Origin of the sequence: Haloprofundus marisrubri (genome assembly GCF_001469955.1) — an archaeon.
Lineage (GTDB): Archaea > Halobacteriota > Halobacteria > Halobacteriales > Haloferacaceae > Haloprofundus > Haloprofundus marisrubri.
In genome coordinates, this window is record NZ_LOPU01000030.1 from 1 (window position 1) to 14,661 (window position 14,661).

18 protein-coding genes are annotated in these 14,661 nt (G+C 62.0%); 5 read left to right on the forward strand and 13 right to left on the reverse strand.

Translation table 11 applies throughout. From position 1 onward, the window contains the following. The 11 genes from AUR64_RS14745 to AUR64_RS14795 form a co-directional block, all read right to left on the reverse strand. Positions 1 to 687 (reverse strand): hypothetical protein (locus tag AUR64_RS14745; RefSeq protein WP_155120621.1); only part of this gene is annotated, 687 nt, incomplete at its 3' end. A gap of 60 nt (positions 688 to 747) precedes the next feature. Continuing rightward, on the reverse strand, positions 748 to 2,265 hold the full coding sequence (locus AUR64_RS14750) for a hypothetical protein (protein ID WP_155120622.1): 1,518 nt from the start codon (positions 2,263 to 2,265) through the stop codon (positions 748 to 750). Between the two features lie 44 nt (positions 2,266 to 2,309). After that, complete coding sequence (locus tag AUR64_RS20150; RefSeq protein ID WP_155120623.1) at positions 2,310 to 3,506, reverse strand: PKD domain-containing protein; 1,197 nt, start codon at positions 3,504 to 3,506, stop codon at positions 2,310 to 2,312. Between the two features lie 5 nt (positions 3,507 to 3,511). Further along, positions 3,512 to 3,889, reverse strand: coding sequence for a hypothetical protein (locus tag AUR64_RS14760; RefSeq protein WP_155120624.1), 378 nt, complete (start codon positions 3,887 to 3,889; stop codon positions 3,512 to 3,514). A gap of 50 nt (positions 3,890 to 3,939) precedes the next feature. Then, a complete protein-coding gene (locus tag AUR64_RS14765) occupies positions 3,940 to 4,446 on the reverse strand; it encodes a hypothetical protein (protein ID WP_058582740.1) in 507 nt (168 codons plus the stop codon). 261 nt (positions 4,447 to 4,707) lie between these two features. Then, positions 4,708 to 5,010: a hypothetical protein gene (locus AUR64_RS14770; RefSeq protein WP_058582741.1), complete on the reverse strand. Its 303-nt coding sequence runs from the start codon at positions 5,008 to 5,010 to the stop codon at positions 4,708 to 4,710. Further along, a complete protein-coding gene (locus AUR64_RS14775; protein ID WP_058582742.1) occupies positions 5,007 to 5,210 on the reverse strand; it encodes a hypothetical protein in 204 nt (67 codons plus the stop codon). The genes AUR64_RS14770 and AUR64_RS14775 overlap by 4 nt, the downstream gene beginning before the upstream one ends. After that, positions 5,203 to 5,511, reverse strand: coding sequence for a hypothetical protein (locus tag AUR64_RS14780; RefSeq protein WP_155120625.1), 309 nt, complete (start codon positions 5,509 to 5,511; stop codon positions 5,203 to 5,205). Before AUR64_RS14780 ends, AUR64_RS14775 begins: the two co-directional genes overlap by 8 nt. A 76-nt stretch (positions 5,512 to 5,587) precedes the next feature. Then, on the reverse strand, positions 5,588 to 5,737 hold the full coding sequence (locus tag AUR64_RS20585) for a hypothetical protein (protein ID WP_155120626.1): 150 nt from the start codon (positions 5,735 to 5,737) through the stop codon (positions 5,588 to 5,590). A 208-nt stretch (positions 5,738 to 5,945) separates the two neighbouring features. Continuing rightward, positions 5,946 to 6,524 carry a hypothetical protein gene (locus tag AUR64_RS14790; RefSeq protein ID WP_058582745.1) on the reverse strand — a complete coding sequence of 193 codons (579 nt, stop codon included), beginning with the start codon at positions 6,522 to 6,524 and terminating at the stop codon, positions 5,946 to 5,948. Positions 6,525 to 6,675: 151 nt separating this feature from the next. Continuing rightward, a complete protein-coding gene (locus AUR64_RS14795) occupies positions 6,676 to 7,404 on the reverse strand; it encodes a hypothetical protein (RefSeq protein ID WP_058582746.1) in 729 nt (242 codons plus the stop codon). 363 nt (positions 7,405 to 7,767) lie between these two features. Here AUR64_RS14795 and AUR64_RS14800 point away from each other — a divergent pair, with 363 nt between their 5' ends. Then, on the forward strand, positions 7,768 to 8,409 hold the full coding sequence (locus AUR64_RS14800; RefSeq protein ID WP_058582747.1) for a flavodoxin domain-containing protein: 642 nt from the start codon (positions 7,768 to 7,770) through the stop codon (positions 8,407 to 8,409). 73 nt (positions 8,410 to 8,482) lie between these two features. After that, positions 8,483 to 8,941 (forward strand): pyridoxamine 5'-phosphate oxidase family protein, encoded by a 459-nt coding sequence (locus AUR64_RS14805; RefSeq protein ID WP_058582748.1) that lies wholly within the window; start codon positions 8,483 to 8,485, stop codon positions 8,939 to 8,941. An 18-nt stretch (positions 8,942 to 8,959) separates the two neighbouring features. On the opposite strand, the gene AUR64_RS14810 is transcribed toward AUR64_RS14805, so the two are convergent. Continuing rightward, on the reverse strand, positions 8,960 to 10,408 hold the full coding sequence (locus AUR64_RS14810; RefSeq protein WP_058582749.1) for a hemolysin family protein: 1,449 nt from the start codon (positions 10,406 to 10,408) through the stop codon (positions 8,960 to 8,962). Between the two features lie 311 nt (positions 10,409 to 10,719). Here AUR64_RS14810 and AUR64_RS14815 point away from each other — a divergent pair, with 311 nt between their 5' ends. The 3 genes from AUR64_RS14815 (at position 10,720) to AUR64_RS14825 (ending at position 13,328) form a co-directional block, all read left to right on the forward strand. After that, positions 10,720 to 11,946, forward strand: a complete 1,227-nt coding sequence (locus AUR64_RS14815) for a CaiB/BaiF CoA transferase family protein (RefSeq protein ID WP_058582750.1) — start codon at positions 10,720 to 10,722, stop codon at positions 11,944 to 11,946. A 103-nt stretch (positions 11,947 to 12,049) separates the two neighbouring features. Beyond that, positions 12,050 to 12,691 (forward strand): GNAT family N-acetyltransferase, encoded by a 642-nt coding sequence (locus AUR64_RS14820; RefSeq protein ID WP_058582751.1) that lies wholly within the window; start codon positions 12,050 to 12,052, stop codon positions 12,689 to 12,691. After that, a complete protein-coding gene (locus tag AUR64_RS14825; protein WP_058582752.1) occupies positions 12,684 to 13,328 on the forward strand; it encodes a GNAT family N-acetyltransferase in 645 nt (214 codons plus the stop codon). The genes AUR64_RS14820 and AUR64_RS14825 overlap by 8 nt, the downstream gene beginning before the upstream one ends. A gap of 24 nt (positions 13,329 to 13,352) precedes the next feature. Here the strand turns inward: AUR64_RS14825 and AUR64_RS14830 are convergent, their stop codons facing one another. Then, positions 13,353 to 14,540, reverse strand: a complete 1,188-nt coding sequence (locus AUR64_RS14830) for a metal-dependent hydrolase family protein (protein WP_058582753.1) — start codon at positions 14,538 to 14,540, stop codon at positions 13,353 to 13,355. Positions 14,541 to 14,661: the final 121 nt, after the last annotated feature.

Below are 14,661 nucleotides of genomic sequence, written 5' to 3' on the forward strand. Positions count from 1 at the left end.
GTACGTCTCGGTACGGTCGGTCAGCGAGTTGAGCGTCACCGCTTGGTTCCCGTTCGAAAGCGTGCCGGTCATCACGGACGCATCGAACCAAATGGTGGTTGTCTCCTCGGCGGCGACCTTCGAGTTCGTCACGTCGGGTTGGCAGACACGCATACCGCCGTCGCAGTCCCCGTTATCGACAAGCGCGATGCGCCCGTCGAACGATGAGAACACGACGACGCGGCCCGTCCCGTTGTCATAGAACTCGGGCTTCTCGACAATCCACTGCCCGGGGCGAATCTGCCGCCACTTGTCCACGTCCTCGGCGTCCTCGCTTCGCGAGTCGGGCCGCTGGTCGTTCGGTGTGGGCGTGACCGTCGTGGTCCCCCCGGGCGCGCCGAACCAGTCAGGTTTGTCTGCCCCTGATGACCACTCTCGCCACTCAACAACACGGTCTGCCTGCTCGCTAGAAAGCGATGAGAGGTTGAACTCGTACAGCGCATCCTCCTGTTGTTTCGTTAGTTCGTCCGGCGTCTGGTTGAGCCATCCGAGAACGTCCTGTGCGGTCGTATGAGCCGTGAGACACTCCAGATAGCTATCAGACTCTGGATTACACTCCGATAGCTCCGTAGCGTCCTCCTGCGCCACCGCTGGAGAGGTAACACCAACGAGGACGAGAAGGATGGCTATCAGCAATACACGCTTCATACCAAATGTCTGAAAGAATGCTCCTAAAGGAGTATCGCGAAAACGGGGCGGGACGCCGATTCAGAGCGGTTTGAGCGCGCCGATGAGGTTAATCACCACGAGCAGGCCGCCGATGATGACGACGAGACCCACGATGACCAGCACGGCCCCGGAGTCGCCGCCGAGGTCGGGCAGAGTGACGGCGTAGTTGTTGTTCACCGTCTTCGAGATGTTCTGCCGGTTATCGTACGTCTCCGTGACCTGCTCCTGCATATGGTCGGCGTCACGGGTCGCGAAGTCCGAGGACTGGAGCTTAGTCGAGTTGACAGTCTCGTTCTCGCTTACGTCCCGCATCTCGGTGACGGTGAACGTCCCGTTTAGCCGGGAGCGTTCAACACCCGTCCCCGTGCTCTCGTAGAACCAGACGTTTCCGTTGAGGTCAGACGTGTTGTACGTGCCGGTCTCAATGGTATCGTTCGCGAACACTCCACGCTCGGTTGCGAGGGCTCCGGTCAGCGACTGACTCGTGTTCGTCCCGGCGGGCGTATACTGGATGTCGAAATTCGTCTGGGCGTTCGTAGCGTACCCTCGTTCCGCCGCGACGAGGAGCGGGTAGGCCATATCGCCCGTCTCGTCGTAATCCGTAATCGACGTACGGACGAGTTCGGCGGGTGACTTCACTTCTGCCAGCGAAATCTCTCCGGGGTCGTAGTTGGCGTAGATGTCGTCCGCGAGCGGCCCAATCTGGTTGAGCGTAGACTGGCGATTCGACGCGAGGACTTCATAGGACTGTTTGAAGTCGGACCCACTCAGCATGATGGCGGTATCGGTGTCGTTGTACGGCGTGTTGATTTCGAGAGTCTTGTACCGTCCTACGCTCTCGCTGGCTGGAGCAAATTGACCGTCGTAATAGGTGAACGAATGGTACTGCTCGCCGCCAACGTACCCACCACTCGTGTCGAAGTAAGCCGTCTCGATGTGAGTGACGTTGATTTGCTCGCCATCCCATAGAGTGACGTTCGTCGTTTCAAACGAGTACTCGCTACGGCAGTCGTGGCAAGACAGCGGATAGTTCACGAGGATACCGTGCCCGAGGCCGGACGAGTTGTTGATGCCGTGAATGATGGACTCAGCTTGCTTGGCATTCGCGGCCTGCATCGACCAGAGTCCCTTTTGCTGGGTTGCGTAGAACTCGTTCACCCGGTCGTGAGCCGCACGCTTCGCCTCAGCCTTCGAGGAGCCGTTGTTGAGTTCCTTGATGATGGTGTACTTGGCTTCTGCGAGGCCGATACCGTACGACTGATTGCTGTGTGAGGTGGCCTCGATAGTCTGCCGACGCCAGTTATCCTCCATCGCCTCGCCTTGGACGTAGTAATCGTAATGGACCTGTTCAGCGGTGCGGCCAGTCGTATCGATGTATTCGTATCGGACCTCACACCACGGGATAATCCCGAAAATCGCACCACGGTCACAATCCCCGACGAGAACGTTATCTCCGTCCTCTGCCGCCGCTGTCCCGGCGAACAGCGCAGGAGCGATGGCCGACGTGAGGACCATCGCGATAATCGATACTGCCACGAGTCTGCTGTTGCTACTCATCAATCATCAAATAAATAATAGGTTCTAAAGGAGTTCCGTCGCCCCTACTCGAATACCATCGCCGCGAATGCCATGAGCAGGGTGGCGAGGAGGATGGCGAGCGCGCCGCCGATAATCTGTCCGAGGGACAGGTCGTCGAGGAAGCTGGAGCCGCCGTCGTCGATGATGACGACGCCGCCCTCCTCGTCCGCGAAGTCAACGGAGACGGTCTTGTCGCTCCCATCAACGACGAACTCGCCGGACTTGTCCGACTGACCGTCAGCGGAGACAGTGAACGAGTAGTTGCCGTCCTCCAGCGTCGCGACCGCGCTCCCGTTAGCGTCGGTCGAGAGGTTCGCGACCTCCGTATCGTTCTCGTCTGTGACGACGACCGAGGCGTCCGCGACCGACGTGCTGTTGTTCGAGACGTTGAACGTCACGTCGAACGCCGCCGGTTCCTCGGTCGTGGTCGTCGTGTTGTCCGAGCCGTCGGTCGGCGTCGAAGTCGTCTGTTCCTCGACCGTCACGGTCGCAGTATCCGTGTCACTCGCGCCGTGCTCGTCGGTCACCGTGAGCGAGACTGTGTAGGTGCCTGCCGTATCGTACGTGTGCTCGGGCTGGCTCCTCGTGGAGTCCACGGTCCCGTCACCGTCGAGGTCCCACTCGTAGGAGAGCGAGTCGCCATCGGGGTCGTCGGAGCCACTGGCAGACCGCATGAGGTCTGTCCCCACGGAGACAGTCGAGTCCGACCCAGCGTCAGCGACTGGTGGTGTGTTGCTGGTGAGGAGGTCAACCGAGTGGACGGTAATAGACGTGGACGAGGATGGACTCTCGTAGCTGGTGAGTCCTACGGCATTACCATTCGATGTGACGGGAGAGGACAGCTCCACGGTCACAGTCCCACTTGACGAGTTACCCATGTCACTCTGAGTGATGTTGTGCGTCTCAGCGAGAGATTCGCTATCAAATACATCGATGGCCAGCGTCTCGTCTGAATCTAATCCACTAACGTTAACGCGAACAGCCGTCAGCGACTGCTCTTGGGATAACGTAGCGTTCGTAATCTCAGTGGCCGCATCGACCCCCAGTAAGAGGTCTCCAGAAGCGGTGACTGACGAGTTCCCGTGCGTCAGAACGTCGGCTCTATCAAAGTCGTCGATAGAGAGAATAGTCGCAAAAGCTCCCGATGCTCCGGCAGTACCGACGATGAGCATCAGAATCAGGCTGATAGATGCGAGTTTCTCTATGGTAATTCCCTTCATCGGAATCACCGTTCGTTGACGAGACCGTAGGCGATGAACATCGGGACGGCGAACACCGCTCCGACGAGCGGTTCACCGAGGACAAACTCCTGAACCGGCGAGACGAAAAACGTCCCAAACGGAACGAGCGAGAAGAGTCCGAGACCCACCTTATCGAGCCTGTCTAGACGCTTGCGCGACCGGACGAAGATGTACCCCGCACCGAACGAAGAGTACGTCCCGAGCATCGCGATGGGGAGGCCGGGAACCTCCTTGATAGTCCCACCGAGACTAATATCACCGATGAGGAGAGTTACGGCGAAGACGCCGAACGATACGAGCACTGAGAGGACATATGCTCCCGTAATGAAGGGAAGGTAGTCCTTCGGTCGGAATTGTGCCATTACATCATATATCTGATAAATATGGTGCTAAAGGTGTTCTGCGAATCCACTTATCGCGACCGGATTGCGTCCTCGGCCACGTCGCGCCACTCGTCCACGCCCTCGCCCCACGCGAACAACTCGTCCACGTCGTCTTCGAGGTCGTCGATGCGACCTCCGTCTCTCCGGAGAAGTTCTTCGAGGACGTTCACCCGCTCGCGGAGTTCGTCGCGCTCCTTCTGGGCGGCGCGCAACTCAGTTTCGTGGTCTCGGATTTCCTCCGGTGTCCGGTCAACGTCGATGTCGCGCAGGAGACCACGCTCGATTTCTCGCCGGGCATCGCCCGTCAGGTGGGCGACCTTCGGCGGGTCTCGGTTCCCGTGACCCACGTCCGCCCGGGTGATGTCGATGAGGCCGCACTCTTCGAGCACACCGTATCGAGTGTGCGTCTTCGAGGGGGAGAGCCCCGTCCTCAACCGGATTTCTGAGGTGGTCGCTTCGCCGCCGTAGTAGTCCACCGCCGCGAGGAACCTGCGAGCGTCTCGGTCGAGCCGATTCTCCAGTTCGATTCGATTCATATTTTATATAACTGACACGGTTGCAAAGGAGTGTCGTGCCAGACCATTCTGAGACGGTCTCCGCGCGCCGAGGGTCGCGAGGCGGTCTAATACGGTCGAGAGTGGATTGCCGACACCTCTACGAGAGCCTCGGAGCCATACTGTTGCTCGGACCCAAAATAAGCCCTCCAGTGCGCTCAGACAGCCCGACCTTCTCTCAACAGGTGTGAGTCCCCTCCTCGAAGAGGAGGATGGAAAACAGAGGCGGTTGCGCGCCGATTCTCACTCCGACTCCTCGGGGAGCCGGGGGAGCGGGTCACCACCCGGGCAATTCACGCTGTCATAGGCGTCGGCGTAGTGCCGGACAGCATCCGCGAGATTCTGAGGAGTCCGATACCCAGCTTCGACGGTGCGGATTAGGTTGTTGCCGGAGAGCCACTGGAAGTCACTCCACTCCATCCCGAGCGCCTTGGCGTCTGCCCACGTCCAGACCTCATCCTCGTGAGGAAGCGACCCGGCGAGCGTCCAGACCCGCTTCGTCCGAATCTGGGCCGACGCCGACGGGCTCAGTTGCGTGACGCTCATTCCGAATCCCCCGGGCGCGCCGGAAACTCGAACGGGTCATCGCCGTCTCGGCTACTCTCCCAGTCCTCGTTGGGCCGCGCTGGGAAACACACCGAGTCGTCGTCCCCGAACAGCATCTCGCGCTCCCGCTGGTTGATGCGGAGGATGCGCGCGGCCATCTCGTGCGTCCAGCCTGCCGCCTCAAACGGGCACTCACTCATCGTTCCACCGGGCAACAACCCGCTCCCAGTAGTCAGCCTCGCACGGCCCGGGGCAGACCCACTCGTCACCCGAAACACGGACCAATTCGCACTTGAAGTACTTGCAGGCACACATCGGGCAGATGTGGAAGCCTTCCTCAGCATCAGCCGCTTCCTCGGATGCCCGGCGCGCCCAGATACGGAAGTCGCTATTGAGATTCTCACGAGCGTCCTCGAACTGTGCAGGCGGCCATCGAGACGCCCGAATGAATCCGTTGCCTGCAATCCTGCAGTGGTCGGCGTAGTTGGTCTTCCAATTCATCTTCGTCGAGTTGTCTCCACACGACATATCATATATTTGGTAAGAGCAGTACAAAGGTGCTTCCTCGACCCACTGTTCAGCGCGACGCGAGAACGTCCCGCCAGATGGAAGACTGAATCCACTCCGTCTTCGACGGCTCATCATCCTCGTCAATGATGCCGAACCAAAGATGGGGTCGCCCCGCGACGTTGGTCGGCATCATCCCGAATGATTGCTCCCCGGTCATCAGGTGACACCGTGGTAGTGGAATGTCGTCTGCGAGTCATCATCAGGAGTGAAGTCCCTCGGCGGGTGCTCCTCGCGAAGTTTTTCGAGGTGACGGTCGCACGCCCGGCAAATCGCCTTGACATCCTGCGAGTCCGTCCAGAGGTCGTCCCCACACCAGAAGCACGGGTTATGCCACCTATCCCATGCGAACTCGGAGTATCGCCCCATCATCGGTGGCCACCTTCCTCTCGGACGAGTTTGAGAAGCGGCAGGAGCGTCTCAACGTCACTCAGATGCTCACGCGGGACTCGCGGTCTATCCTCGCGGAAGCCCGTTGCGTGTTCGCGAACAGTCTGCTGATTCGCCCACTTCGTGACTACGAGGTCGTGGCCGTGAGGCGTCTTCTCGGCCTCAACCATCAGGAACAGGTCGGCGTCGGGGTCGTCCACGTCGTCAAACCGGAGAAGCATATCGGGCTCACGAAACGTCCAGAGGCGTCGGAGCTTCACCTCAACGGCGAGTCCTTCGACTTCGAGGTCGTGCGCCTGTTCCTCGTCGTCGTCAACGATTCGCGCATCGAAGCCGAGCGCACGGAAGAACTGTTCGGCGGCGACCTCGGCCCGCACACCCAGAAAGACGTGTGCCCGCCACTCGTCGTCCGTCCGGTCGAGGTCACCGTCGTTCGCATAGCGTTCGGCGGCGACCTCGGCCCGCGCCTTCGCCCGGGCGATTTGCTCGCCCGTCGGCGTGGCTCGGGTTCGGTCGCGGTCTATTCTGCTCCGTCGAGTGGTTCCACACGCACTCATAACAGTTTGTTGTCACTATCTCCGCAAAGGTGCTCGGTCGAATCGACGGAACCCCTATGGGACGATTCGCGCAAGTAGCAGATAGCCGCGCGCCCGGTGGCAACCTCCACACGCACTTGAAGTCAGTTCTGACCGGGCGCGCGGCGTTTCTCTACTCCTTACTGGGAAGTTTACTTCCAATCAGGTCACGAGCACTCGATGAGTGTGAAGAAAGACGGTCGCGGATTGACCTGTCCTCGTCATCCTCGCGAAGAACATCCAGTGCTCGTTCCTGCTGAGAGGCGAGGCCGTTTGCCTGTGATTTTAACCGCCCTCCGTACTGTGAAACGTCCGACTCCTGCTCAGCAGATTCAAGGGCTTGGGTGATGCTCTCGACTGTTTGCTGGATTTTGTGGATGCGTTTGTAGTACTCGATTATCTCTTCGATGTCCTCAACAGTTAGTCGGCCAATCTTGTCGAGGTTTGCGTCATAAACGTCCGTAGAGAGGTCAATCGTGGAGAGTTCATTCAACGTGTTAGCTGGACCTTGTGCGAACATGTGGGCTCCCCAATCGAGGATGCCATCCATAACCCCGTCTGGTACTGCTTCCAGAGCCCCCTCATCCCCTGCCTGTTGGAACATCCGTTCTACCTCGTCACCGATGACATCTTTACGCTCGTCGCGACCGCCGAGGTCTTGGATTTGTTCAGCTAACCTCTCTATCACGCGCACATCCATCGAATCCACCTCGGCAATCAACGCCTGTCGAAGGCGGCGCTCCTCTCCCTCAACCTGCTTGTTGTGGAGCCAGTACGTACTGGCGATACTGGCCGTCGCCCCAATCACGGCACCAAAGAGAGTCGCTATCGCAGGCCAGAGTGAGGAGTTCTCAGGCAACATCAAGTATCACTGAACCAGCTAGCCAAGATTCCGCTCACCACGTATAAGTACCTCATTTGGTTCGTTCTGGGAGCCGTCGGTTGTAGCTATTTCAATCTGGGCAGGTTAACACACGACGTACACACGATTAGACTGACTACTCCGTCCAATCCATTGTGCGAACAGAGGCGAGTGCCGCGTTTAGTGGTTCCGGAGCGTCGGTCCATCGCCGGTCCGTTGTCGGTGCGTCGACGCTCGATATCGCCTCACCGGCCGACGCTCCGACCATCGCCCACGACGGTCTCGCTCGCACTACCGTCTCCAGATTACGACGATGCGTGCGCTTATACCGAGCTTCGAACACCACTCTCACGGTGAACTCGCGTGGCGAGATTTCTGGTGTGTTACGGAACCGGTGAGGGACAGACCGCGAAGGTCGCAGACAGAATCGTGGAACGTCTCGACGAACGAGGACACGACGCGAGAGCGGTGAACGCCGGAAAGAGCCCCGGTGACCTCTCGGTGGCGACGTTCGACGCGGTTCTGGTCGGCGCGTCGATACACGTCGGCAAACACCAACCAGCTATCTCCGAGTTCGTCGAGACGAACCGCGACGTGCTGGCGACGAAACCGACAGGGTTCTTTCAACTGTCGCTGGCCTCGGCCGACGAAACGGGTGAATCAGAGGCCGCAGGGTACGTCGAATCGTTCATCTCCGAGACCGACTGGCATCCCGACCGAATCGGCCTGTTCGGCGGCGCGCTCCGGTACTCGAAGTACGGGTTTCTCAAGCGGATACTGATGAAGCAGATAGCCAAACGTAGACTTCCGGGCGTCGACACCTCACACGACGTGGAGTTCACCGACTGGGCGGAAGTCGACGCGTTCACCGCCGACTTTGCGGCGTTCGCCGAGGGGCGACTCGGCGTCGTCCCGCCGACTTCCGGTGTCGGCGACGCGGAGGACGCAGACGCCGTGGACGCGACTGCCGATACCGACGCCGACCGGGAGACGCCCAGCGAGTGACCGAACCCGAGCAGTACCGACGCCGACCGCAGCGGACGGACCGCTTTTGCATCTCCCTGCCGTATGCACACATATGGCAAGTTCCCGGTCGGTCGAGATGAGCGACGAAGCGCGCGACGAGTTCCTCGGCAACGGGGGAACGGGAGTCGTGTCGTTCAACGCCGTCGAGGCGAACGGCCCACCATACTCCAGACCCGTCTCGTACGGGTACGATGCGACGGACGCGACGTTTTTCTTCAGACTGGCGTTCGCTCCCGAGAGCGAGAAACACGACGTCGTCGGGTCGAGTGCGCCCGTCACGTTCGTCGTCCACAGCCACGCCGACGAGGGGTGGCAAAGCGTCATCGCCTCCGGTCGACTGGAGAAAGTGACGGAGGCGGCTATCGACTCCGATGTCGTGCAGGCGATTCGCCGCGTCCACATCCCGCTGGTCGACGTGTTCGAGCGACACCCGCGCGAACTGGAGTTCGAGTTCTATCGCCTCGTCACGGACTCGGTGAGCGCCAGAAAAGAAGCACAGACGGAGGACTGAACGACCGACGCCGGTGAGTTATCGGCCCCCACGCTCGTCTCCCGCGTCTCGGCTGTCGGGGTCGTCGCTGGCGGCGTTGTCGTCGTCTCCTCTCGTCATCGTCTCTCCGTTGGCCGTCGTGTCGCTGTCGTCACCGTCGTCGCCTTCGCCGCGTTTCCGAGCCACGATGTCGGTGATGCGGGTCCCGTCGACCGATTCGACGGTCAGCGTGTAGCCGTCGACGACCACTTGGTCACCGTGCTTCGGCGCGCGGCCGAGTTCGCTCAACACCAGTCCGCCGATGGTGTCGAACTCGTCGCTCTCGAAGTGGGTGCCGAGCGTCTCGTTGACCTCGTCGATAGTGACGCGTCCGTCGAGGGCGTAGCCGTCGCCGTCGCCGTTGGGTTCGATGGCCGCCTCGGGCGCTTTCGGGTCGAACTCGTCGCGGATGTCGCCGACGAGTTCCTCGATGACGTCCTCGATGGTGACGATGCCCTCGAAACTCCCCCACTCGTCGATGACGACGGCCATCTGGACCTTTCGGGTTCGGAACTCCGCGAGTATGTCGTCGATATCGCGGTCTTCGGGGACGACGACCACGTCACGGGCGATGTCGCGGGCGCGAAGTCGGTCGACCTCCGCCGCGCCGCCTTCGACCGCTCGGAACACGTCTTTGACGTGGACGAAGCCGACGACCTGTCCGGGGTCGTCGTCCTCGACGACGGGGTAGCGGGTGTAACGCTCGTTGGCTACCGTCGAACGGAGTTCGTTCAGCGGCGTCCCCGCACGCAGGGTCAACACGTCCGGACGCGGTGTCATAATCTCGCGTGCGACGGTGTCGCCGAGGTCGAACACCGCCTCTATCATCTCGACTTCGTCCATCTCCACGTCGCCGTGTCTGCCCGACTGCGTGACGATGGTCAGAATCTCCTCTTCGCTGTGGGTCTCGTCGTGCTCCGACGCCGGCGAGACGCCGGCGAGTCGGGTGAAGAAGTTCGCCGTCCCGTTGAAGACGATGATGCCGGGGACGAACAGGTAGTAGAACAGTTTCATCGGCGCGGCGACGAGCAGTGCGATTCGTTCGGCTTCTTGAATCCCGAGCGTCTTCGGGGCGAGTTCGCCGAAGACGACGTGCAGGAACGTGATGATACCGAACCCGACACCGAACGTGACGAGATGAAGCGTTCCCGCCGGGAGAATCGGTTCCAACACCGGGTCGAGAAGCGCCGCGACCGCCGGTTCGCCAATCCACCCGAGTCCCAGCGAGGCGATGGTGATGCCGAGCTGGCTGACCGCGAGGTAGTCGTCGAGGTTGTCGGTGGCCTCTTGGACGATGGTCGCCGACCGGCCGCCCCGTTCGACGAGGGCGTCGACCTGCGTCGAGCGTATCTTCACGAAGGCGAACTCGGCGGCGACGAAGAAGCCGTTGAGCACCACCAGAAACAGCGCCAGCAGAACTCGTCCGAGCGAGAGAACGACGTCTACCATCGTTTCCCTCGGGATGTGAGTCGGTAGGCCGCAGCGGAGGGCGTCCGACGTACCTGCTCGAAACCGGTGACCGGTCCGACGGGTTCGGCGAAGTCAGACATACCAAATGATACCGTATCACAAACGAAAACAGTGCCGCTTGGCCCAGTAGCGCCTCGCTCCCGTCGTCGTCGCGGACACGAATCGCGCGACCGACCGACGGGTACGGCCGTTTCCGCCACCCAAATCGTTTACCCAGCGCCTTTCAAATCGCCTGCTACGAAAATGACGAATCTCGCGTTCGACTCGCCGCGGCCGGACGTCTGCCGCCGATGACCGGCGAAGCACGCCACGCCGAAACCGACACCGGCCCGCTCGACGGTGTGACCGTTCTCGACGCCTCCCGGGTGCTCGTCGGGCCGTTCTGCACGATGCAGTTGGGAGACCTCGGCGCGGACGTCATCAAGATAGAGCGCCCCGGAAGCGGCGACCAGACGCGCGGGTGGCACCCGCCGACGTACGGCGACTCCGAGGAGAGCGCCTACTACCTGAGCGTCAACCGCAACAAACGCTCGCTGACACTCGACCTCGGGAGCGAGGAGGGTCGCGACGTGTTCCGAACCCTCGCCGGCGAAGCGGACGTCGTCGTCTCGAACTTCCGTGTCGGGAAGATGGCCGACTGGGGTCTCGACTACCAAACCCTGAGAGAAGAGAACCCCGGCCTCGTCTACTGCGCGCTCTCGGGCTACGGCGAGTGGGGTCCCGACCGCGACCGCCCAGCGTACGACCTCATCATGCAGGCGGAGGGTGGCCTCATGAGCATCACCGGCGAGGAAGACGGCGCGCCCGTACGCGTCGGCGTCGCCATCGCCGACATCGGCGCGGGGATGTACGCGACGCAGGCGATTCTCGCCGCGTTGTTCGAGCGCGAACTCGGCGACGGCACCGGCCAGAAAGTGGACATCTCGCTGCTCGACGGTCAGGTAGCCTGGATGAGCTACATGGCCTCGTACTACTTCGCGACGGACGTCCCGCCGGGGCGGATGGGGAGCAAACACCCGACCATCGCCCCGTACCAGGCGTTTCCCACCGACGACGGCTACGTCGTCGTCGCGGTTCCCTCACCCAATCTCTGGGCGACGTTCTGTGCGGCTATCGACCGCGAGGACCTCGTCGACGACGAGCGCTTCGCCGACAACGCCGCACGGGTCGACCACCGCGACGAACTCGACGCGATACTCGAAGCGGAGTTCGAGGCGTACAGTACCGAGGAACTGCTCGCGCTGTTCGACGAGTTCGGCGTCCCCGCCAGCGACGTAAAGAACATCGAAGACGTCTTCGAGAACCCGCAAGTTCGCGCACGGGGGATGCGACAGTCGGTCACGCATCCGACCGCCGGTGAGGTGGATATGGCCGGCAGTCCGATGCACCTCTCGAAAACGCCCGCGTCCATCCGTCAGCACCCGCCGTTGCTCGGCGAACACACCGTGGAGGTTCTCCGCGAGTTCGGCTACTCCGACGAGGAGATACTCCGGTTCGACGACGACGGCGTCGTCTGAGAACGCTGTCGGTCGGTCGCGAGATTGCGGGTCGAACCACCTGCCGTGTCACTGGCTCACGCACTGTGGCAACCCTTTTTCGCATACCGTGTGACGACCGACCATGTTTCCCGAGACGGTCGAAACCGAGCGCCTCCGACTGGAGCGACTCGGTCCCGACAGCGTCGGCGTACACGAGTTCTACGAGGTCATGTCGTCGGTGGAGATGGACGAGGTGACGCGTCACCACACACAGACGCGCCACGAGACGCCGAAAGAGAGCGCCGACTATCTGAGCGAAAAAGCCGAACAGTGGCGAAATGGCGATGCCGCGCAGTACGTCGTCCGGCCCCGTGAAGGCGAAGACGGCGCAGGCGAGTTCGCCGGCGTCACCGGCCTCCAGTTTCAGTGGGACAGACGGACCGCCATCATGGGTCTGTGGCTCCGTCCGCAGTTCTGGGGTCGTGGGTACTCCGGCGAGCGTGCGGCGGCACTGCTGCACGTCGCGTTCGAGCAACTGGACCTCGAACTCGCCTCGCCGGCGCACACGCCGGAGAACGAACAGTCCAAGCGCGCCATCGAGAAGTACGTCGAGAGATTCGGCGGCCGCTACGAAGGTGTTCTCAGAAACTGGGTACCCGCGGAGATGACGACGACAGGCGAGGTGTGGGACCTCCACCGCTACACCATCTCTCAGGAGGAGTGGCGCGCGGCCGTCGACGACGAGAGCGTCGAGACGCCGGAGGTGCGCGTCGGCGATGCGTAGTGACCTCTTTCCGACGCGAATCGAGACGGAGCGTCTCCGACTCGAACCCCGGACACCGGAGTACGTCGACGTACACGAACTGTACCGAATCTGCTCGTCGTCGTCACCGGAGATGGACGAAGTCACTCGGTATCTGCCGTGGTCGCCACACGAGACGCCTAAGGAGACGTACGACTTCCTGCGCCGAGGCGTGGCCCATCGTGAGAACCACGACACCGCTGGCTACGTCGTCCGCCCGCGCGAGAACGAAGACGGCGCGGGCGACATCGCCGGGTTCGGCGGCCTGAACCTCCAGTGGGACAGACGGAGTGCCGGACTCGGCTTCTGGCTCCGGCCTCGGTTTTGGGGTCGCGGCTACTCCGGCGAGCGGGCGGCGGCGTTGCTCGAACTCGCCTTCGAGCATCTGGACCTCGAACTCGTTCGCGTCGCCCACGACCCGGAGAACGGGAAGTCGAAGCGCGCCATCGAAAAGTACGTCGAGAGATTCGGCGGCCAGTGCGACGGCACGTTCCGCAACGCAGCGGCCGGGATGGACGGCAGCGTCGTCGACCAGACGCACTACACGATAACCCAAGAACAGTGGCGAGAGGCGACCGACGGGGAGCGAACGGCGAGGATACGGTGGGCCGACGAGTAGTCCGAGTTCCCCGAATAGCCCCGATTACTCCGCCCGCGGCAACGACCCGGCGACGACGTTGCCGCCTTTCAGCACTGCCTCGGGGTTGTTGAGCAACGTTACGTCTTCGGTGGGGTCGCCGTCGACGACCAACAGGTCGGCGTAGGTTCCGGGTTCGAGCGTTCCCGACCCCTCAAGTCCGACGGCGGCGGCGGCCGTCTCGGTCATCGCCCGAATCGCCTCGGCTTCGGTCATGCCGTACTCGGCCATAAACGAGATTTCCGCGGCGTTTGCGCCGTGGGCGTTGAACGGCGTTCCGGCGTCGGTGCCGCCGGCGATTCGAACTCCCGCTTCGGCGGCCCGGCGGAACGACTCGATGTGACGCTCGTACACGTCGCGCGTCTTCCTCGCGCTCTCCTCGGTCGCTATCTCGGTGTTGCGGATGATGTGGTACGGTGCGGAGAGCGTCGGCACGAGCGTTACGTCCGCTTCGACGAGCATCTCGACGGCCTCGTCGTCCAGAAACGTCCCGTGTTCGACGGTGTCGACGCCCGCTTCGACGGCGGCCTTTACCCCTTCTCCGCCGTGGGCGTGCGTCGCCGTGTGGACGCCGCGGCGGTGTGCTTCGTCGACGAGAGCGTGCAGTTCCTCGTCGGTCATCGCCACGGCGTTGGGGTCGCTGCCGGGCGTCGTCACCCCGCCGGTGGTCATGAACTTGATGAACTCCGCACCTTGCTTGACCTGCTCGCGGACCGCCTTTCGCGCGTCGTCGGGGCCGTCGATTTCCCTGCCGAGATGGTGGCCGTGGCCGCCGGTGATTGTGATGGAGCGACAGTTGGCGACCATCCGCGGACCCGGTATATCGCCCTGTTCGACGGCGCGCTTTACCGCCGGGTCGACGTCACGCGCGCCCATCACACGAACGGCGGTCACCCCCGATTCGAGCGTTTCGCGGGCGTTTCGCGCCTCCACCAACGCGAGTTCCGCGTCGCTCATCCCGACGACGTCCTCGACGCTCCGTTCGCCCGACAGCGAGAAGTGGACGTGGGCGTCGACGAGGCCCGGAAGGACCGTGCGACCCGGCAGTGAGACGACCGGTTCGTCGCTCTCGGCGTCCTCGACGTCGTCCGCAACGTCGCCGACAGCGAGTATTTCGCCCGTCTCCTCGTCGACGCGAATCGACCCCGAACGGGTCTCTCCGCGGTCGAACAACAGCACGTCTCGAAGAATCATCGTCACACCGTTGCGTCGGCGACGGCTTGAACGTGTCTTTCTGCGGTGTGTGTCCGCATTCGACATATTTTGGCGGGATATCAGGTGGCCAGAAAACATTTTTTGGACGCCCAGTTTCGGG

Coding starts and splice junctions, on each gene's coding strand:
- AUR64_RS14750 (WP_155120622.1), bottom strand. CDS start 2,265: ATGAGTAGCAACAGCAGACTCGTGGCAGTATCGATTATCGCGATGGTC.
- AUR64_RS20150 (WP_155120623.1), bottom strand. CDS start 3,506: ATGAAGGGAATTACCATAGAGAAACTCGCATCTATCAGCCTGATTCTG.
- AUR64_RS14760 (WP_155120624.1), bottom strand. CDS start 3,889: ATGGCACAATTCCGACCGAAGGACTACCTTCCCTTCATTACGGGAGCA.
- AUR64_RS14765 (WP_058582740.1), bottom strand. CDS start 4,446: ATGAATCGAATCGAACTGGAGAATCGGCTCGACCGAGACGCTCGCAGG.
- AUR64_RS14770 (WP_058582741.1), bottom strand. CDS start 5,010: ATGAGCGTCACGCAACTGAGCCCGTCGGCGTCGGCCCAGATTCGGACG.
- AUR64_RS14775 (WP_058582742.1), bottom strand. CDS start 5,210: ATGAGTGAGTGCCCGTTTGAGGCGGCAGGCTGGACGCACGAGATGGCC.
- AUR64_RS14780 (WP_155120625.1), bottom strand. CDS start 5,511: ATGAATTGGAAGACCAACTACGCCGACCACTGCAGGATTGCAGGCAAC.
- AUR64_RS20585 (WP_155120626.1), bottom strand. CDS start 5,737: ATGACCGGGGAGCAATCATTCGGGATGATGCCGACCAACGTCGCGGGG.
- AUR64_RS14790 (WP_058582745.1), bottom strand. CDS start 6,524: ATGAGTGCGTGTGGAACCACTCGACGGAGCAGAATAGACCGCGACCGA.
- AUR64_RS14795 (WP_058582746.1), bottom strand. CDS start 7,404: ATGTTGCCTGAGAACTCCTCACTCTGGCCTGCGATAGCGACTCTCTTT.
- AUR64_RS14805 (WP_058582748.1), top strand. CDS start 8,483: ATGGCAAGTTCCCGGTCGGTCGAGATGAGCGACGAAGCGCGCGACGAG.
- AUR64_RS14810 (WP_058582749.1), bottom strand. CDS start 10,408: ATGGTAGACGTCGTTCTCTCGCTCGGACGAGTTCTGCTGGCGCTGTTT.
- AUR64_RS14815 (WP_058582750.1), top strand. CDS start 10,720: ATGACCGGCGAAGCACGCCACGCCGAAACCGACACCGGCCCGCTCGAC.
- AUR64_RS14820 (WP_058582751.1), top strand. CDS start 12,050: ATGTTTCCCGAGACGGTCGAAACCGAGCGCCTCCGACTGGAGCGACTC.
- AUR64_RS14825 (WP_058582752.1), top strand. CDS start 12,684: ATGCGTAGTGACCTCTTTCCGACGCGAATCGAGACGGAGCGTCTCCGA.
- AUR64_RS14830 (WP_058582753.1), bottom strand. CDS start 14,540: ATGATTCTTCGAGACGTGCTGTTGTTCGACCGCGGAGAGACCCGTTCG.